Raw genomic sequence first — 18,943 nt, 5'->3', positions numbered from 1 at the left:
GGGATAAATCCCCTGGACCCCAGGTTCGCAAATGCTCCGGGGCTTCGCCCCTTCACATTTGCTGACGGGCTCCGCCCGTGCTGAGTTCATAGTCAAGGGGCAATACATCGCACCTGGGTATCTTTCGCTCCCAGGCTCTGCCTGGGTGTGTTTAAAGCAAGGCTCTGCCTTGCCGGTATATAAAATTCGATGACTGGCGCTTGGCGCAGGCTTTCTCGACATCAAATATGGAGGCAGAGCCTCCGAAGAGCATTCCCAGGCAGAGCCTGGGAACGAGCCCATACACACAACACAAAAGCCCCACCTGCATGCAGGCGGGGCTTTTGTATAGAACCGTTCATCACGGGCGTAGCCCGTCAGGGAATGTGATGAGCCTGAGGAACGAAGGCGAAAGAACATTCCCGAACCTGGGGTCAAGGGGCTTTAGCCCCTTGCCGCCGGAGGCACGTTTTTTCACCGTTACAACAGCCCCCGTTCTCCGAGGTTGCCGTAGCGGTGGTAGTTGTCGCAGATGCTCTGTTCACGGACGTACTGGAGCAGTTCGAGGCGGCCTTCGGCCAGGACCTTGGTCCTGGCGATGTAGAAGCCGGTCTCGGCGGCTTTGGCCAGGAGGGCGCCGGGCACGCGGTCCGGGGCGGCAAAGCGCATGCGGTCTGCGGTTTTGAGATAAGCGGTCAGGGAGGTTTCCCCCTCTTTGACCACGGTGATCCCGGCAAGGAGGCGCTCTCCGTCGGCGCTCTCGACAAAGTCGAAAACCTCTTCAGGGGCATCGGGCGACAGGCTCAGGGTCACCTTGTTTTGGGTGACGCGGGCGGCCGAGCACATGGCAAGGATGTCTGCGAGTGCGTCGTCCTTTGTGGCGCGCACCACCACGTGGCCCACGGGCAGGTAGCGCACGATGTTGTCCTGGCCCCTCAGGCGGAAGTGGTCGGTCTCTTTTTCAAACTCGGCCTCGTACCATCCCATGTAGCTGAAGGCCGACCGGACGAACCGGGTGATCTCCGTACCCATGGCGCCGAAGCCTCCCCAGGCGGCCTTGGCCTCCAGGTCCTGGCAGCAGCGGTAGAGGGCGGTCTCCTTCTGCACCGGGGGAAAGACCGGTGTCGGGGTCTCCTCCACGGCCATGAACTGGCTGACGTAGTTGGGGCTGCCCGCCTTGATGCCCGAGCCGATGGCAGACTTGCCCATGCCGCCGAAGGGCTGGCGCAGGACGATGGCTCCGGTGGTGCCTCGGTTGATGTAGAGGTTTCCTGCTTTGATGCTGTTCTTCCAGAGGGACTGTTCCCGGTCGTCCAGGCTCTCGATGCCCGAAGTAAGGCCGTAGCCGGTCTGGTTCACCAGGCTGATGGCGTGCTCCAGGTTATCGGCTTTCATCACCCCAAGCACGGGCCCGAAGAATTCGGTCATGTGGGTGTAGCTGCCGGGCTTGACGTTGTACTTGATGCCCGGGCTCCAGAGGTAGGGGTTGTCCCCTACCTGGGCGGGTTTCAGGGCCCACTCCTCTCCGGGCTCCAGCTCGGTGAGGCCGCGCTTCAGGTCCCCTGAGGGCGGGTTCACCAGGGTTCCCATGCTGTTTTTGTACTCCCAGGCAGAGCCCACGTACCAGCTTCGGGCCGCGTCCACCAGCTGCTGGCGGAACTGGGCGTCTTCGTACACGTCCTTTTCCAGGATCAGCAGGGAGGTGGCCGAGCACTTCTGGCCGGTGTTGCCAAAGGCCGAGTGGATGATGTTCTTGATGGCCTGGTCCCTATCGGACATGGAGGTGACGATGGTGGCGTTCTTGCCCCCGGTCTCGGCGGAGAGGGCCAGGGTGGGTTTTGCCTTTAAAAGGGCCAGCCCGGTGTCGGTGCCGCCGGTGAGAATCACGTAATCCACCCTGTTGTCCGTGGCCAGTTTCTGGCCGGTGGTGGCCCCGGAGCAGGGCATGAACTGGAGAACCTTTTTGGACACCCCGGCGCGCCAGAAGCAGTTGCAGAGGATCCAGGCGGGCAGCACCGCATCCGACGCGGGCTTGAAGATCACGGTGTTGCCTGCGGCAAGGGAGGCGGAGATGCCGCCGCAGGGAATGGCGATGGGAAAGTTCCAGGGAGAGATCACAAGGCCTACGCCCTTGCCCGTTGCGGTGACGCCGTTAAGGCCGGCTAGCTTGCGGGCGCTCAAGGGGTAGAACTCCACAAAATCGATGGCCTCGGAGACCTCCACGTCGGCCTCGGTGAGGAGCTTGCCCGTGGACGCGGCGGCCGCGCCCATGAGGTCTGCCCTTGCCTTGCGGATCTCCACGGCCACCCGGGAGAGGACCTCGTGACGGCCTTCCCAGCCCAGGGCCCGCCATCCGTCGGGATCGGCCAGGGCTGTTTCCAGGGCCTCTTCAGCGTCGGCGTCGTCTGCCATGGCGTAGCGGGCGCTGACGATGTTCTCCTTTTTCTTTTCGCTGAACTGGCAGGGGTCCATGCCTTCGCGGATCTTTTTGCCCTCAAAGCGCTCGTCGCCTGCCACCACCACGGGAATTTCGTGGGGGGCTTTGTCCGCTGCGGGCATCCAGGCATCCCGGATCCCTTCGGCCCAGGCCCGGTTTCCGGAAAGTGCCCAGTCCGTGTCGGCCTCGTTGATAAAGCGCCCGGTGTGATGGCTGCCGCCCTCAAAATCGTCCCAGGTTTCTATCTGGCGATCCTGGACGCGATTGGAGGTTTTGGGCGCTTTTTCCCGCAATTCAAGGGAAGCCCTGAACCCCTTTTCAAGAAAGGTCCACTCTTTGGACCCCGGTTTCAAGTCGTTGGCGTACCGCAGAAAGTTCTCCGGGGCCGTGTTCTCGTCCAGGCGGCGAATCAGGTAAGCGATGGCGTTAATGAACTGCTCTTTTCCGGCCACCGGCGCGTAGAGGAGCACGTCCCCGGTGGTCTCCAGAATGGCCCGGCGCACATGGTCGGCCATGCCTTCGAGCATTTCAAAGCCGAAGTACTCGGTGACCTGGTTCTCTTTGGCCATGGCATAGGCAAAGGCCAGCTCAAAGAGGTTGTGGGAGGCGATGCCCAGGCGCACGGCCTGGATGTTCTCGGGCTCCATGGCGTATTCGGCCATGCGCTTGTAGTTGGCGTCCACAAAGGGCTTGTTGTCGAAGGGGGCCAGGGGCCAGTTGTGCAGGGCCGATTCCACCTGCTCCATCTCCATGTTGGCGCCCTTGACGATGCGCAGCTTGATGGGCGCCCCGCCGTCTGCCACGCGCTCTTTGGCCCACTCGGTGAGCCTGCGCTGCATGGCCCAGGAGTCCGGGAGATAGGCCTGAAGCACGATGCCCGCGGCGTGGTTTTTCAGCTCCTTCTGCTCCAGGGTCTCCATGAAGGCCCGGGCCGTAAGCTCCAGGTCCCTGTACTCCTCCATGTCCAGGTTCACGAACTTTTTCACCGTGGTGCCGTCTTTGCGGGTGTAGGTGTGGTTCTCGGCCGTGGTAAAAAGCACGGTGAGGCGTTTTTTCAGCTCTGCCACGGTGTCGTCCATGGCCAGGGAGGAGATCTGGGAGTAGATGGTGGAGATCTTGACGGAGATGTACTCGATGTCCGGGCTGGAGAGGTCCCGCACATAGGCTTCAAGACGGTGCTCCGCCTCCTCTTCCCCCAGCACGGCCTCGCCGATGTGGTTGATGTTCATGCGGACCCCTTCTTCTTTGCGCTTGGCAAGATGGGCCTTGAAGGGGCCCTCCTCGCCGGGGACCACGGCCCGGCTGCTCTGCTTTCGGATCTGCTCCACCATCTGGGGCACGGAGACCCAGGGGATGTGGCGCCCCACCCCCATGAAAAGCATCATCAGCGATTTTTCCAGGGGCCCCATGAACTTGGGGATCCCCTTCTCCTTCAGGAGGGTGTAGACCCGATCCGCCACTTTGGGAGTGAGGCTCGACCGAAAACTCTCGTCGATCATCCGCGTGAGGATCACCTTGTCCATGGGGTGGGTGAGAAGCCGACTCATCATCTTTTGAATCTTCTTCTCATCCGGGGTCAACAACTCGTTGGCGCGGGTCTGCCACTGCTCGGCCAGAGCCACCGCCTCCTGAACCAGTCTCGCTTCTGTCTGCTTTTCCATGATCCTTCCTTCCTATGTCATATAAGTCACAATCTATCTTTTCTGGTTAACATGCATAAAAACCAGGGGATACATCCCCTGGACCCCAGGTTCGGGAATGCTCTTTCGCCTTCGTTCCTCAGGCTCATCACATTCCCTGACGGGTTTCGCCCGTGGTGAGTTCCGAGTGCAAGGGCAATCAGCTTTCGAGGTGTTTTCGCTACCGTGGCTTCGCAACCCTCGCCGTCGCGGGCTACGGCGCGACAGGCGAGGTAGGGGTATTCACGAGCTTTGTCATATGGCGGTCGAATTTAACCACGTGGCTGCCCATGAGGGCAGCGGCGCGGACGCCGTTGCCGTCTTTAACTGCGTGAAAGAGATCGATGAGGTCCTGGTGGTTCTCGACCAGGATCTCTTTTTTCCTTGCCAGATAGGCCTCGTAATACTCGTGGATGTTTTCGTGGACGGCCTTCTGGACCAGGGAGAAGAGGCGATTGCGGGCGATGCGGGCCAGCTCCTGGTGGAACCTGCCGTCGGCGGCGATGAAGGCGTCCCAGTCGTAGTGGTCTTCCAGGTGGACCCGGGTCTCTTCCAGGATTTCGGCAAGGAAGACCATGTCCTCGTCGGTGCGGCGCTGGGCGGCCAAAGAGGCGATGTCCGCCTCCACGGAGCTTCGAAACTCCTGCAGGTTTTCAAAGGGGATCTCTTTTCGCCGCACCATAAGGGAGAGGCTCTCCAGCATGGGCTCGGTGGAGGCCTGCTTGACGATGGCCCCGCCATGGACGCCCAGGCGAATCTCGATAAGCCCTTTCTGCTCCAGGACCCGAAGGGCTTCTCTTAGGGTGCCCCGGCTGATGTTGAAGGTCTCTTTGAGCTCCCGCTCGGAGGGCAGCTTCTCGCCGGGTTTGATGCGCCCGTCCAGGATGGCTTCCTGGATCTGGTCCACCACGTCTTGGAAAATGCGACTCTGTTTTGCTTTCTCAAACATATGTCTTTCACGGCTCCCTGGCCGGTAATGGATGCACGGATCAACAGAACAAAGCCCGTCCGACTCTGTTTTCCCAGGCGATGTCAGCTCGGAAAAGGGGAGGAAACGGGCACGAGAATTAAATGGTTTAACCATTAGATACTTTACACACCCAGCCTTTGTCAAGAAAGACAACACTCTGAAAAAGTTCTTTATAGACGAGCAAGCATCTGAGGAGCGGTGAGCTGAACGTTTCGATTGCCTTCTTATGTGCAACATAGAAAAAAAGCGCGCCTCCGGCAGGAGCACCGGAGTTATTCCGGCTAAAGTCAAGCGATGTCCAACTGCCTTTCATCCGTCTCCAGAAGAATGAAATGGGCCTCTCCTGCAAGACCGGTTGCCACACCTCACGCGAATGCCCCGAAAACGCGTGCATCAGGACTGCCTTCATCCATTCGCCACAGGGTTTCAAGGTGCCCCCACCTTGCCGTCGTAGGCAATCCGGTTAAAGCTGATAACCAACGAGTTACGATAACGAATTCTAATCCTTCAAGGCTTGTCGTATCGCTCGCACAAACCACCAGCATATGCTTCGGGCGAAGCCCGAGCCGAAGGCCGTTGCGATTTGGCCCGAGGAACGAGGGACAAAACGCAACGGCAATAAGCTTTCGAGGTGGCTCACCTCGCCGCCGGAGGCAGGTACGAGTCACCCTCATATCCACTGGTGCAGCTGTTCCAAGAGGCCGTCGAGTTCTTCGTTCCTGAAGCAGTATCGCATCTGGGTGAACCGGCCCCTGAAGGCCGCCACCTCGTCCCGGACGCCCTTGCCGTTGATGAGGACATCTGCCATGAGTTCGGCCAGGGCGCCGAAATCCTCTTTTTCCATACCGAAGCGGGTCATCTCCTGGACGCCGGTACGCAGGGCGCCGGAGGCGGTGAAGCCCTCCTCTTCGGGGACGGCCTGGTAGTTCACCAGGATGTTGTTCTCTTCCAGGTGCCGGGCGGCTTCCGGGCCTTTGGCGTAGCCCACCTTGATGATCACCTGGTGGGTCTCGGTGTAGCCTTCGGCCGGGTCACCGGCCACCTCCAGGCCGCAGTCGGCAAGGGCCTGAGCAAAGTAGCGGGCATTTTCCAGCACCTTCTTCTGATAGGTCTGTTTAAAGGCGTTCATCTCCATGGCCGCGGCGCAGAGCCCCAAAAGGGTTCCCAGGTGATGGTTGCTCACGCTGCCGGGAAAGGTGCGACGGGTGATGGCGTCCCACAGGGGAAGCCGGGGATCGTCGTCGGCCATGTCGGCGGTGATCACGCCCCGCTGGGGGCCGAAAAAGGTTTTGTGGGTGGAGCCGGTGACAAGGTCGGCCCCTTCGGCAAAGGGCTCCTGGAACCAGGGCCCGGCAAGACCCAGGACGTGGGCCATGTCGTACATGAGGACGGCATCGAGGCCCAGCTCGTCCACCATGGCACGGATCTCCCGCACCGGCTCTTTGTGCAGGACCATGCTCTTGCCAAAGATGATCAGCTCAGGCTTTTCGGCCTCCAGAAGCCACCTGCAGGCATCCACGTCCACCTTGAACGGGTTGTGGCCAAGGACGGGAAAGTTGACCACCGCGGGTTTTTCGGTGCGCGGGTCCCGGGCGATAAAGTCCCTTAAAGCGCCCATGGGCTGAGCGCTCAGGTGTCCCCCCTTCATGATGTGGTGGTTCATGACGCGACGCATGCGGCGCTGCTCGGTTTTGCGGTCGGCCCGGTTGAGGTAATCCACCATGGCGCTGAAGACCGCGGTGTTGGCCATCTGGCCGGAGATCACACGGGTTTCGGCCTGGGCGCACCCCAGGAAAGTCCGCATCTCCACTTCAAGCTGCGCCTCTGCCCGGGCGATGAAGTCGGTGCCCTGATAATAAAAGACCTCGGCATCTTTTAAGGCCGCCACCTTTTTGTGCTCGGCATAGCGCCCGGCCGGATCCATGACCGAGAGGAGCTTGACCACCGGAGAGACCGACTGTTCGGAGGGGATCAGGTTGATGCAGGCACCCTGGCGCCAGGCCGTGTTGTCTGCGGCCTCCTTTATCAAGGCCCGAACCTTGGGCATCACCTCGCCCATGGCGTCCTGATCGTCCTGATGCGGGGCTGTGTCCGCCAGCACCGGCCGGGCGTACGGCGGGGCATCGCTCCGCATGTGGCAGGGCACGATGACGGCCTCGCTCATTTTTCCCCGGATCTCCACCTCCAGGGCCTGCCCTTCCCTTAAATCGCTGTCCACCATGGCGATGCAGATGGCCCGCCGCCCCTTCTCCCCGGTCAAATGCGTACGGATGCCCTCACCGTCCATCACCCAGTAGGGAACCATGGTCCCGCTGCTCACATAGCCCACCGGGGCACCGCGCCTGAAGACACGGCATCCCTGCCGGGCGATGCCTTTGCCGGTAAGGGCCAGGGGCTTAGCCATGCGGGGCAGATCCCCTTTGAGGGAGTCATCACCGGCCACAAGGCAGGAAAACGCCCTGTGTTGCCGTGTCAGGGCCTCCCGCCCCACAAAATCGCCTTTCAGGGGGCTCAAGCTCACGGCAAACCGCGCAAGGGGGCATGCAAACACGGGAATCTCTCCCCCGTCGGGGTCCTGCCCCAGCTCGTGGCCGTACAGGGGCAGGCCCGCTTCCAGGCGCAGGGTATCCCGTGCCCCCAGGCCGATGGGTTCGGCGCCTTCTGCCACGAGCATCTCCCAGAGTGCCTCGGCATGGGCCGTGTCGCAGAAGAGCTCGAAGCACAGGGGTTCGCCTGTGTACCCGGTGCGGGCCAGTCGCACGGGCACGCCTTTAAGTTTCACCTCGGAGAGGGCATTGCGCCTGGGCTCGGGCAGGGCACCCTCCTCCAGCAAGCCGCCAAGGAGGGTTTTGGAAGCAGGACCCTGGAGGCTCAGCATGGCCTGATCAAAGGTGGCGTCATGCAGGGAGACATTCTGGAACGCCTCCAGATGAGCCTGAAAATGGTGCCAGTCCCTGGTCCGGTTGGCGGCGTTGACCACCAGGAGAAAGCCCTCCTGTTGAAACCGATAGAGGTAGGCATCGTCCACGGCCCCGCCCCCTTCGGTGGGGATCATGGTGTACTGGGCCTCCCCCACGGCGAGGGCGGCGGCGTTGTTGGTGAGGACATGCTGAAGAAAGCCGAGGGCATCGTCTCCGGAGACGACAAAACGCCCCATGTGGGAGACGTCAAAGAGCCCGGCCTTTTTTCGGGTGGTGAGGTGCTCGGCCACGATGCCCGATGGGTACTCCAGGGGCATCTCCCATCCCCCGAAGGGAACGAGTCGGGCTCCGGCCCGAAGGTGGCAGGTGAAAAACGGCGTGCGGTGAAGTTCCGTCATGGTCGTCTCCTCCTCTGGCCTGTGTCATTACCCGGGAATTTTCAGATGGGTACATCCGGTGCGGATGGGCCATTGTACCACCGAGACCCCTCAAAAGGAACCATTGGGATGTCACCCCCCAGAGTCAACGCATTTGAACATTCAGTTGCCTCCGGCGGGTCGCTTTTTGAAAAAAGCTCCGCAAAAACGTTCCGGTAATAAAGAAAGAAGAGGGGCTATGCCTTGTAGGGACGCATCCTCAAAAAACAAAACCTGTTTGTCAAACTTTTCAAAAGTTTGGCCCCCGGCAGGGCCGCCGGAGGCAAAAATCTAAATGCGTGAACCCTGTGTCACCCCCGCATCACCGACTGACGTGCAAGGGGAGACACCCGATGCACTTTCGTCTCACGGCGGCGGTCCATCCCCCCTTGCCCTGCCCGCCGAAGAGCTGGTATAATCCCACAAACCGTCAAAATACCATCTTTTTCACATCTTCCTGCGTGGGCCCTTGCGCCCCGGCACACATCTTGTATACCCATCTTCATCGACGCTGTTCATCAATGCATGGCGGCACCACAACGCCTTAACCCTCAAGGAGAGAACACATGGCAGTGATCATGATCGGCGGCACACCCGCCAACACCACAGGCAACCTCCCCGATGTGGGCTCCAAAGCCCCGGGGTTCACCCTGACCAAGACCGACCTGACGGATGTGAGCCTTCCTGACCTGGCGGGCAAACGCATCGTCTTGAATATCTTCCCCAGCATCGACACGCCGGTCTGCTCGGCGTCGGTGCGCCGGTTCAACCAGGAGGCCGCTTCCCTTGCCAACACCCAGGTTCTGAGCGTCTCCGCCGACCTGCCCTTTGCCCACAAGCGGTTCTGCGAAACCGAGGGCATCGACGGGGTCACCCCGGTGTCCGAGCTCCGCACCCGCGGGTTCGGGGATGCCTACGGGGTCCGCATTGCCGAAGGACCCCTGCAGGGGCTCCTTGCCCGGGCCGTGGTGGTCCTTGACGAAGAGGGCACCGTCATCTATTCATCCTTTTCAAAGGACCTGAAGGAAGAGCCCCCCTACGACGAGATCCTGGCCTCCCTGGCCTGATGCGGATGGCCCCTTTAAAGGGGCCGCCGTTAACCGATGATTGCGCAGAGAAAGGACAACGATGGGATCGGACAACGTGCGATTGGTATCATGGAATGTCAACGGCCTGCGGGCCGTCTGGAAAAAGGATTTTCAAGGGGCCGCAGAGCGACTCGGGGCCGACGTGCTCATGGTCCAGGAGACCAAGCTCCAGGAGCCCCAGCTCACCCCGGAGATGACAGCCCTCAACGGCTCCAAGGCTCACTGGTCGTTTTCCACGGTCAAAAAAGGGTACAGCGGGGTCGGGGCCTGGACAAAAACCGCCCCCGTGGCCGTGCGACACGGCATTGGGACCCCGGAGTTTGACGATGAAGGGCGTATCCTGGAGCTTGAGTACGAAAAGTTCACCCTCTTCAACGTCTATTTTCCCAACGGCCAGCAGAGCGATGAACGGCTGGACTACAAGCTCCGGTTCTACGATGCGTTCTTTGCCTACACCAACGCCCTCAGGGACAAGGGACGCCCCGTCATCATCTGCGGGGACGTCAACACGGCCCACAACGAAATCGACTTGCGGCACCCCAAGGCCAACTCCAAACGCTCGGGTTTCCTTCCCGTTGAGCGGGAGTGGCTGGACCGTATCCTCGCCATGGGCTACGTGGACACCTTCCGCCACCTCTACCCGGAGGAGGAGAAGTACTCCTGGTGGTCCTATCGATTCAACGCCCGCAAAAACAACGCGGGGTGGCGCATCGACTACTTTTACGTCAGCCGGGACATTGCCGAGGGCGGCTGGATCAAAGACGCCTGGATCGATAACGATATCTTCGGCTCGGACCACTGTCCCATCGGTCTTGATCTTGTGATCCCTTGAAAAAAGGCCCCGGACCCTGATTTTTTTAGGCGGAAACCGTAAAGATTCCTCCACATGCAGCCGATATCAACAATCAGAAATCGTGCGGCCCATTGGGGGAGGCCGCATGACGTTGTTTTGATGTCATTTTTCCAGAGTGTGATGTGTGGGGGTATGGGGGACTTCATTCAAGTCAAGGAGAGCCAGGTTCATTATTACCGTTCGGTTCCTCTCTATTGCAAGGCGGACAGCGGCGACTTCGTGTTGTACAAGCCCAAGGGCAAACGCATCAACTTCACCGAAGACGCCCGGACCCGCCCTCCCCGGATTTATATCCACAAGCGCGACAGCCAGGCTGCCGTGGATGAGCTGCAGACAAGTTTCAACACCCACCTGCGGCAGAGCCTGACCCCCGGCGGGCTCACCAAGGTCAAGACCATCCTCTGCGACATTGTCTCCGAGGCCATGGCCAAGCCCTCGGAGAATTCCCTGTCCCAGCTCCCCGAAACCATCGACATTGTCTTTGACGGCTACGGAAACAACTCCCTGATCTTAAAACAGCTGGCCGAAAGCTCCACCGTGGACCGGTCCATCATGGACCACTCCATCAACACCATGGCCATCACCATGCTCTACTGCACCCACTGCAAGCTCTCCCCGGACGAGGCACGGCAGCTGGCCCTGGCCGCCCTTCTCCACGACATCGGAAAAACCCGCCTGGACCCCAACATCGTCATCACAAACCGCAAGCTCACCACCAAAGAGTTTGATGAGTACAAGACCCACGCCGCCATCGGCCACGACATCATCAAGGAGACAGGCTCCTTTGATTTCTCCATCTCCCGGGCCATCCTGGAGCACCACGAGCGCCTGGACGGCAGCGGGTACCCCAGGGGCATCGCCCACATCGGCTTCGAAGCCCAGCTCATAGGGCTCATCGACAGCTACGAGAACCTCACCCACCGGGAAAAAACCTACCGCAAAATCAAAAGCCCCTTTGATACCCTGAACCTCATCAAACACGAGGTGGTCACCAAAGGGGCCTTTGATAAAACCCTCTTCAAAGATCTCTGTACCTGCCTGGCCTGATCCGGCTTCTCAGCTTCCGGCGCTGCCCTGGGTCAGGCCGTTGAGCCCGTTTTCGGGAAGATTCAGGTGAAGATCGCGCTGGGGAAAGGGAATGGAGATGCCCTTGGCGTCAAAGCTCTTCTTGATGGCTTCCTGAAGGGAAAACCAGGTGCTCCAGTAGTCGGCGGTCTTCACCCAGGGACGCACCACAAAGTTGACGCTGCTCTCCCCCAGCTCACTCACCGCGATGGTGGGGGCGGGGCTTTCAAGGACCATGGGCTCATTTTTCAGGATATCCTCCAGGGTCTGTCTCACCTCATCCAGGTTATCCCCGTACCCGACACCGGCCACCAGGTCCACCCGGCGAATATCCTCGGCCGTGTGGTTGACGATGATGCCGCCGGTCACCTGGGCGTTGGGGATGATGATCCGCTTGTTGTCCACGCTCTTGATGACGGTGCTGAACATGCCGATCTCCTTCACCGTGCCCTGGGTGCCACCGGCCTCCACAAAATGCCCCACCTTAAACGGGGTAAAGACCACCAGAAGGACCCCGGAGGCGAAGTTGGCCAATGAGCCCTGCAGGGCCAGGCCCACGGCAAGGCCTGCGGCACCGAGCACCGCGATGAACGAGGTGGTCTGCATCCCCAGCTTGCCCAGGGCCGCGATGATCACAAAAGCCATGAGGCCCACGTACACCACGCTGCAGACAAAGGAGATAAGGGTGGGCTCCACCTTCCCCTTGATCATGATGTTTCGAAGCACGCGTCGAAGAATGCCTGCGGCAATACGCCCCAGCACGAGAATCACCAGGGCCGCCACCACTTTCAAACCATAAAACGCCAGCCACTCCTGAAGCTTCATCACAATGGATTCCATTGGATCCTCCTTAGGTTGATGGGTCTTAAATGAGATGGCAATGACAAGACAAAAAGATGCGTCAGCGTGCCGGAAAGGATGTCACCGGGACGGAGCGGCACATGACGGGATACATGAAGGGACGATGTAATGATTCAACAAGCCTCCGGCGGGGCCGCCGGAGGCTTGTTTGATCTGAATGGTTACACCGGGGAAAGAATCACATCAGGGCATGTGCACGATGCTGCGCCCGGTGCGGTCTCCCCTGAGCATGCGCTCGATCTGGTCATCGAGTTCCTCCAACCCGTTGAAACTCTCCACCATGGCATCGAGATTTTCAGGCTTCCAGGCATCGGCAAGCTGGGCCCAGACCGCCTGGCGCTCGTCCATGGGGCAGGTTGCCGAGTCAATGCCGCACAAAGAGACCCCGCGCAGGATAAAGGGATAGATGGAGGAGGTGAGTTCATCGGAGCGGACGTTCCCGCAGCAGGTCACCACCCCGCGGTGCATGGTGTTCTTGATGGCCGTGGCAAGGACATCTCCGCCAACGGCGTCCACCACACCGGCCCAGAGTTTTCCTCCCAAGGCCTTGCCGCTCGTGTCCACGGCCTCGGCAAGGGAGAGCACCCGGTCCACGCCGATGGAAGAGAGGTAGGCCCCTTTGTCCTCCCTCCCGCTGACGCCCGCCACCACAAAGCCGAGTTTCTTGAGTATCCCCACGGCCAGGCTCCCGACGCCTCCGGAGGCCCCGGTAACGAGAACCGTGCCCATCTCAGGGGTCACCCCATGGTCCAGGAGGCGCTTGACGGAAAGCCCCGCCGTAAACCCGGCGGTTCCCAGCATCATGGACTCCTTTCTGGTCAACCCCGCAGGAAGTTTCACCACCCAGGATTCAGGCACACGGATGTATTCGGAAAACCCTCCGGCCGTGTTCATGCCCAGGTCGTACCCGGTCACGATCACCTTGTCCCCTTTGTGGAACCCCTCGGTGGTGCATTCAGCGACAATCCCTGCGGCATCGATGCCCGGCGTATGGGGGTAGCGCCGGGTCACACCGGGATTCCCCATGGCCGACAGGCAGTCCTTCCAGTTGAGGGACGAAAAGGCCACCCGGATCAGCACGTCCCCGGGGGGCAAATCCCCAACGGCAAGGGTCTCGATGCGTCGTACAAAGGTCCCCTCCTCCTCGGAGACGACCATCGCATGATAGGTCACGTTCTCCCAACTCGCATGTTCCATGGCTCACCTCCGTTTTGTATCCGTATTCAGCGAGATGACACACATATTGTACGACGGAAACCCAAAAATGTCATTGTGGAATCCACACCGCGTGAGGGAACCCTTCCTGTGGAAATGTCCCCCCTGCCGCTGGCTAACTTTGCTCCCTCACAAGGCACAATTCCGAACAACAAATCTTTCAAAAAGGCCCAACAGGTAACATAACCCCGCCCAAAAAGTGAATCCACGGACACACACACGCCCCACGAAACCACCCCGGTAACCTTTCAAGTTAACTTTATATCTTCGCAGCGCCCCAGGCACAAAAAGGCACATCTTCCCCTGGAAGGATCAATACCTTCCATTTTCCTCTAAAGAAATCTTAGGTTCATCCGAACTAATTTCTATTCGACTCTCACATAGAATCAACCATGAACCCGGCCCTGACAACAGCAGATAGAGCCCTGAAGCCAGTGACCCTTTCGATAAACATGTGCAATATTGAGTCAAGGAGAAAATTTATGCAAAATTATCTCAGAAACACGATCATCGTTTCTATCCTGACAGCCCTCACCATCCTGTTGACCACGGTTACCGGAGCCTTTGCCGCCCAGCCGTTGAAGCTCTCCGTCCTGTGTGACGACAAGGCGGCCGCCGACGGTTTTGCCACGGAGCACGGCGTCTCCATCTCCATTGAGCTGCCCAACGGGCATCACTGGCTGCTGGACACCGGCACCACCAACATCTACCTTGAAAACGCCGAGCGCATGGGCATCAGCCTGGACGACCTCTCCGGCATCGCCATCAGCCACGGCCACGACGACCACACCGGCGGCCTCACCTTCTACCCCCGCCTCAAAGGGGCACCCCCGGTCTACGGACACCCCTACATCTGGCACAAGCAGTACGGTGTCAAAAAAGGCGCACCGGTCCGCATCTGCGGGATGCCCTACCTGGCACGCAAATACACCCAGGCCACCTTCAAGCCCATCAACAACGTCACCGAGCTGGACGAGGGCCTCTACTTTTTCACGGACGTCCCCAGGGAGGCGGGCAGCTACCAGCCCATCCAGGGTAAATTCTTCAACGAAGACGGCACCGGCCCCTGCCCCATCATCGACGACGCCACCCTGGCCATCAAGACCCCCAAGGGCATCGTTGCCGTCTTCGGGTGCGGCCATGCCGGCTACATCAACATCCTCAAGGCCATCAAGAAAAAATTCCCCAATGAGAAGATCCTCTCGGTGGTGGGCGGACTACACCTGAAAAAGGCATCCCCTGACGTGCTGGAAAAAGCCGTGGCATACACCGACGCCGTTAAAGCCAAAGGGTTTACGTTTTACGGCGGTCACTGCACCGGAGAAAACGCCATCGCCCATTTTCGCAAAGTCTATGGAGACAAGGTGGTCAAGCCCCTGGGCGCCGGCCGCGTGATCACCTATTGATAAAATGGAATAAAACCGATTCACGGAAAAGGACCCCCCATGAAAAAATGCATTTCAATCCTTGTCATCGCCCTGTTCCTGGGCCTTCCCGGCCTCTGCACCGCCAACCCCGCCGTTGAAGCGATGCTGGCCAAGGTCGCCAAGGACATCGACGCCGCCCCCAAAGGCTCAGATGCCTTGAAAGCCTTTACCAAAACCACCCTGATCCCCTTGTGCGTCACCAAAGAGCTCGTGGATGCGGCCAAGGCAAGCAACGCCAAGGGCACCACCTTAGCCGAGATCCAGAAGATCGACGAAGAGTGGCAGGAAGCCGAAGAGGAGCTCCCCATCATGGAAGAGCTCCTGACCAACGACTGCGGCAAGGCGCTCCAGGCCCTGGCCAACCGGACCCCGGCCATGGCCAAGGGCTTTGCCTTCGACAACCAGGGCGCAACGGTGGGCTCCCACAGAACCCCCAACGACTACTGGCAGGGAGATGAAGGCAAGTACAAACGCACCGTCAAGGACCAGAGCATCGAGGTCGGCCCCGTGAAGTTCGACAAGGCCGAAAACACGCAGCTCCAGCACGTGGCCCTTCCCCTCATCGACGAAGACGGCACCGTGGTGGGCGGAGTCCTCGTGGGTGTATTCCTCGACAAACTTTAATGCCCTCGGGCCGCCCGGGGCGGTATGACGCTCCGGGCGGTCCGCAACCGACTGCACCGGGAGATTTTCCAGGAGAAAAATAACGTGAGCTTAAATCGAAAGTGCATCCTCATCATCGGCGTCCCCGTGTTTTCCCTGTTCCTGCTGATCGGCCTCGGCAGGTGGGCCCTGGGAATCTTGTCGGATGACCTCAACGACATCGTAACCAATCAGTTTTCAGGGCTCATCGAGCAACAGATCCTGCCCTTGATCACCGACGACATGCTGCCCCTCATCAACAGGGACATCCCGCAGCTCCAGGAACTCCAGGCAAGCATCAAGGCCATGATGAAAGCAGACCGGGACATCACCCAGGCCGCCATCGCGGAAAAGATGTCCCTGGTGGCCAGCGAGCCGTCAGAGATCAAGGCCGCCCAGGAGGCAAGCCGCCTCAGCATGGAGGAGACCGAGGCAAACATGCAGAAGGCCTCGGCCAAATTCGACACCGAGGAGACCCAGGCCCTTTATTCCCGGTTCACGGAGCGCTTTGAGCACTGGCAGAAAAAAAGCCAGCGGGTATTCGTCCTGGCCAACACCCCGGGGAAACTCCGTTTCGCAAGAAAAGCCAGCGACACCGGCTCGGCCTTCAAGGCCTTCACCGAGGTCCGGGGCATCATCGCCGAACTCCAGGCCATCCAGGAGAACCGGATCCAGCAGGCCATCGCCGATATCGAAGGCAAAAAGGCCCACATCAACGATCAGGAGCACCTCATCGAAACCAACCGGCGCCAGGTGTTTGCCGCCGGGGCTGCCACCCGGAAAAACGCCTCCCGCATGACCCGCCTCTTTTTCGCCATCGGCCTGCTCTCCGCGGCCGTGGCCCTGGCCGTTGCCTGGTATGTGGCCCGCCTCATCACCCGCCCTGTGAACCGCGTGGTGGACGGCCTCAAAGACATCGCCGAAGGGGACGGGGACCTCACCACCCGCCTTGAAGTCACCAGCCGCGACGAGGTGGGGGAACTCTCCCGGTGGTTCAACACCTTCATCGGCCAGCTCCAGGAGATGATCCGCCAGATCAACGACAACGCAGGCACCCTCCTGTCCGCCTCCAGCGGGCTTTCCGACCTGTCCCATGGCATGTCCACGGACACCGAGGCCATGTCCGGCAAGTCCACCACCGTTGCCGGCGCCGCCGACGAGATGAGCAGCCACTTCACCGCCATTGCCGCCACCATGGAGCAGACCGCAGCCAACATCGCCATGATCGCCGCGGCCACCGAAGAGATGACAGGCTCCCTGGGCGAGATCGCCCGCAACTCCGAAGAGGCCAGCCAGGCAACCGGCCTGGCCGTGGGCCAGGCCAACAGCGCCTCCACCCAGGTGGAAGAGCTGGGCACCTCCGCCCAGGAGATCGGCAAGGTGGTGGAAACCATCACCGACATCTCCGAGCAGACCAAGCTCCTGGCCCTCAACGCCACCATCGAGGCAGCCCGGGCCGGGGACGCGGGCAAGGGGTTTGCCGTGGTGGCCTCGGAGATCAAGGAGCTTGCCGAGCTCACGGCACGGGCCACCCAGGAGATCCGGGAAAAGATCGAAACCAACCAGCGGTCGGCTTCAGGCACGGTGCGGGACATCAACGAGATCAACAAGTCCATCCACAACGTCAATGAGATGGTGGGGGCCATTGCCGCGGCCGTGGAAGAGCAGTCCGCCACCACCCGGGAGATCGCCGAAAACGTCAACCAGGCGGCCCAGGGGGTCGACGACGTCAACTCCAACATCGCCCAGAACGCCACCGTGGCCGGGGAAATCGCCACGGACATTGCCGAGGTCAACCAGCTCATCGGCGATGTGGCCACCCGCAGCGCCCGCGTCAACACCGGCACCGCCGACCAGGCCAGATCCGCCGAAGAACTCAAATCCCTGGTGGGAAAATTCAAAGTGTAACGTCACTATTCAGCGATGCCTCCGGCGGGTCGCTTTTTTAAAAAAAAGCTCCGCAAAAAACGCTTCTAAGGCGTGCGAAAATGTCGACATTGTTTCGGCGTAGCCTGTAAGGCTTACTTAAGACCTGTTTGTCAAACCCGACTCATAAAATCGGGCAAAAGTTTGGCCCCCGGCAGGGCCGCCGCAGGCAATTTTAAGCTGAACAGTTACAGTGTAACAACCAAAAAGGGCGGCGGGCCAAGGGCCCGCCGCCCATATACAAAACCCTCAAGATCCGTCGCCGGTTAGCTGGCGGTGGCCCTTTCAGGTATCCCTGCTTGTGCCTCTCCCTTCCTTTAGTAGACCTTCCGTTTGGAAAAATTGGCACCGATGACGCTGAAGGTGTTCTCCACGATAAAGAGAGCCTCCTCGTCCTTGGTGAAAACGATCTCCTCCAGGCGCTTGAGCTGGATATTGTTGATCACGGTCATGAGGATCTTCTTGTCCCGACCGGTGTAGGCGCCCTGGCCGTTTAAAAAGGTGGTGCTGATCTTGAGCTTGTCGATGATCTCCTTTGAAATACACTCCGGCTTCTCCGTGACCACCAGGACCATCTTCCTCTGGTTGAACATGGACAGGGCATAGTCCATGCTCACGGAGGTGACGAACACCGAAATGATGGAGGCGATGACCAGGTCGGTGTTCATGGTGGCAAAACTGAAGCTGTAGAGCACCACGTTGAAGATGATGTAAAACTTGCCGAGGCCCACGTTGAACTTCTGGTAGAGGGTCACCGCGATAATGTCCAGTCCGCCGTTGGACCCCAGGGACCTCAGCACGATGCCGGACCCGATCCCCACAAACACCCCGCAGGTCACCGCCGCATAAAGCTGATTCACGATGCCCAGGTCCACCTGGATGAAGTTGTAGGTAACCGAGGAGACCACCATGGCCAGAAAGCTGTAGGCCAGAAAGCGCCCGCTGATGCACATCCTGCCCACAATGAACATGGGAATGTTCAGCAGGGCGAAGATGATCCCCGGGTTCATCCAGTCGGACAGGTAGTAAAGATAAAAGGCGAGGCCGAAAAGACCTCCGGGCACGAAGCTGTGGGGGTCGGCAATCCCTTTGAGCCCGATCACGTAGATCAGGGTTCCGAAAATAATGAGAAAACAGTTCCAGAAGACGGAGTAGGTGAAATCTTTCTTGAGCATGGCTGAACCTCCAGACGCACCGGATCCTGCAGGCCATGCAACGGAAGGCGCGAAACATATCGCGTCAACGCTGCCGGATCCCTAAAAATGGTGAGTCAATTTTCAAAAATCAGATCAACTTATCAAATGGATAATCGGGCGGTTCGAGCTGTGGGACCCACCCTGTCGGATAACGGCATAAGATGCACGGAATAGGCGCTCCGTACGGGCAAAAGGATATCAAGGAAAACACCGTAATCCAAAGGGATATGGACCACGGCACCCACACAACGTGTGGCGCTTTATGGCA

Annotated in this window: 12 protein-coding genes; 6 read left to right on the top strand and 6 right to left on the bottom strand. The window is 59.7% G+C overall.

Annotation, left to right across the window (positions count from 1 at the left end; genetic code table 11):
• Nucleotides 1-459: 459 nt before the first annotated feature.
• The 3 genes from MSL71_RS16785 to gcvT form a co-directional block, all read right to left on the bottom strand.
• Complete coding sequence (locus MSL71_RS16785) at nt 460-4,077, bottom strand: bifunctional proline dehydrogenase/L-glutamate gamma-semialdehyde dehydrogenase (RefSeq protein WP_180142536.1); 3,618 nt, start codon at nt 4,075-4,077, stop codon at nt 460-462.
• Nucleotides 4,078-4,309: 232 nt separating this feature from the next.
• Nucleotides 4,310-5,044, bottom strand: a complete 735-nt coding sequence (locus MSL71_RS16780; RefSeq protein ID WP_180142534.1) for a FadR/GntR family transcriptional regulator — start codon at nt 5,042-5,044, stop codon at nt 4,310-4,312.
• 691 nt (nt 5,045-5,735) lie between these two features.
• Complete coding sequence (gene gcvT / locus MSL71_RS16775) at nt 5,736-8,384, bottom strand: glycine cleavage system aminomethyltransferase GcvT (RefSeq protein ID WP_180142532.1); 2,649 nt, start codon at nt 8,382-8,384, stop codon at nt 5,736-5,738.
• 584 nt (nt 8,385-8,968) lie between these two features.
• Between gcvT and tpx the strand changes: the two genes are divergently transcribed.
• The 3 genes from tpx to MSL71_RS16760 all read left to right on the top strand — a co-directional run bounded on the left by tpx (nt 8,969) and on the right by MSL71_RS16760 (nt 11,390).
• On the top strand, nt 8,969-9,469 hold the full coding sequence (tpx, locus tag MSL71_RS16770; protein ID WP_180142530.1) for a thiol peroxidase: 501 nt from the start codon (nt 8,969-8,971) through the stop codon (nt 9,467-9,469).
• Nucleotides 9,470-9,545: 76 nt separating this feature from the next.
• Nucleotides 9,546-10,322, top strand: a complete 777-nt coding sequence (locus MSL71_RS16765; protein WP_246317812.1) for an exodeoxyribonuclease III — start codon at nt 9,546-9,548, stop codon at nt 10,320-10,322.
• 153 nt (nt 10,323-10,475) lie between these two features.
• Nucleotides 10,476-11,390 carry an HD-GYP domain-containing protein gene (locus MSL71_RS16760; protein ID WP_180142526.1) on the top strand — a complete coding sequence of 305 codons (915 nt, stop codon included), beginning with the start codon at nt 10,476-10,478 and terminating at the stop codon, nt 11,388-11,390.
• A 9-nt stretch (nt 11,391-11,399) separates the two neighbouring features.
• On the opposite strand, the gene MSL71_RS16755 is transcribed toward MSL71_RS16760, so the two are convergent.
• Both MSL71_RS16755 and MSL71_RS16750 read right to left on the bottom strand, forming a co-directional pair.
• On the bottom strand, nt 11,400-12,248 hold the full coding sequence (locus MSL71_RS16755; protein ID WP_180142524.1) for a mechanosensitive ion channel family protein: 849 nt from the start codon (nt 12,246-12,248) through the stop codon (nt 11,400-11,402).
• Between the two features lie 204 nt (nt 12,249-12,452).
• The gene (locus MSL71_RS16750) at nt 12,453-13,466 is read right to left on the bottom strand and encodes a YhdH/YhfP family quinone oxidoreductase (RefSeq protein ID WP_180142522.1); all 1,014 of its coding nucleotides are present in this window, start codon (nt 13,464-13,466) and stop codon (nt 12,453-12,455) included.
• A gap of 500 nt (nt 13,467-13,966) precedes the next feature.
• Here MSL71_RS16750 and MSL71_RS16745 point away from each other — a divergent pair, with 500 nt between their 5' ends.
• The 3 genes from MSL71_RS16745 (at nt 13,967) to MSL71_RS16735 (ending at nt 17,461) form a co-directional block, all read left to right on the top strand.
• Nucleotides 13,967-14,890, top strand: coding sequence for an MBL fold metallo-hydrolase (locus tag MSL71_RS16745; protein ID WP_218951060.1), 924 nt, complete (start codon nt 13,967-13,969; stop codon nt 14,888-14,890).
• A gap of 39 nt (nt 14,891-14,929) precedes the next feature.
• On the top strand, nt 14,930-15,535 hold the full coding sequence (locus MSL71_RS16740; RefSeq protein WP_180142520.1) for a hypothetical protein: 606 nt from the start codon (nt 14,930-14,932) through the stop codon (nt 15,533-15,535).
• A gap of 84 nt (nt 15,536-15,619) precedes the next feature.
• Nucleotides 15,620-17,461 carry a methyl-accepting chemotaxis protein gene (locus MSL71_RS16735; RefSeq protein ID WP_180142518.1) on the top strand — a complete coding sequence of 614 codons (1,842 nt, stop codon included), beginning with the start codon at nt 15,620-15,622 and terminating at the stop codon, nt 17,459-17,461.
• A gap of 335 nt (nt 17,462-17,796) precedes the next feature.
• Here MSL71_RS16735 and MSL71_RS16730 read toward each other — a convergent pair whose 3' ends face one another.
• Nucleotides 17,797-18,654, bottom strand: a complete 858-nt coding sequence (locus MSL71_RS16730) for a YitT family protein (protein WP_180142516.1) — start codon at nt 18,652-18,654, stop codon at nt 17,797-17,799.
• Nucleotides 18,655-18,943: the final 289 nt, after the last annotated feature.

Origin of the sequence: Desulfoluna butyratoxydans (genome assembly GCF_900699765.1) — a bacterium.
GTDB lineage: Bacteria > Desulfobacterota > Desulfobacteria > Desulfobacterales > Desulfolunaceae > Desulfoluna > Desulfoluna butyratoxydans.
Note: the sequence above shows the minus strand (reverse complement) of the source record. Positions and strands in the feature narration are given on the sequence as shown.

Bases quoted from the DNA above. Each gene is read 5' to 3' on its own strand.
- MSL71_RS16785 (WP_180142536.1), bottom strand. From the start codon at position 4,077: ATGGAAAAGCAGACAGAAGCGAGACTGGTTCAGGAGGCGGTGGCTCTG.
- MSL71_RS16780 (WP_180142534.1), bottom strand. From the start codon at position 5,044: ATGTTTGAGAAAGCAAAACAGAGTCGCATTTTCCAAGACGTGGTGGAC.
- gcvT (WP_180142532.1), bottom strand. From the start codon at position 8,384: ATGACGGAACTTCACCGCACGCCGTTTTTCACCTGCCACCTTCGGGCC.
- tpx (WP_180142530.1), top strand. From the start codon at position 8,969: ATGGCAGTGATCATGATCGGCGGCACACCCGCCAACACCACAGGCAAC.
- MSL71_RS16760 (WP_180142526.1), top strand. From the start codon at position 10,476: ATGGGGGACTTCATTCAAGTCAAGGAGAGCCAGGTTCATTATTACCGT.
- MSL71_RS16755 (WP_180142524.1), bottom strand. From the start codon at position 12,248: ATGGAATCCATTGTGATGAAGCTTCAGGAGTGGCTGGCGTTTTATGGT.
- MSL71_RS16750 (WP_180142522.1), bottom strand. From the start codon at position 13,466: ATGGAACATGCGAGTTGGGAGAACGTGACCTATCATGCGATGGTCGTC.
- MSL71_RS16745 (WP_218951060.1), top strand. From the start codon at position 13,967: ATGCAAAATTATCTCAGAAACACGATCATCGTTTCTATCCTGACAGCC.
- MSL71_RS16740 (WP_180142520.1), top strand. From the start codon at position 14,930: ATGAAAAAATGCATTTCAATCCTTGTCATCGCCCTGTTCCTGGGCCTT.
- MSL71_RS16730 (WP_180142516.1), bottom strand. From the start codon at position 18,654: ATGCTCAAGAAAGATTTCACCTACTCCGTCTTCTGGAACTGTTTTCTC.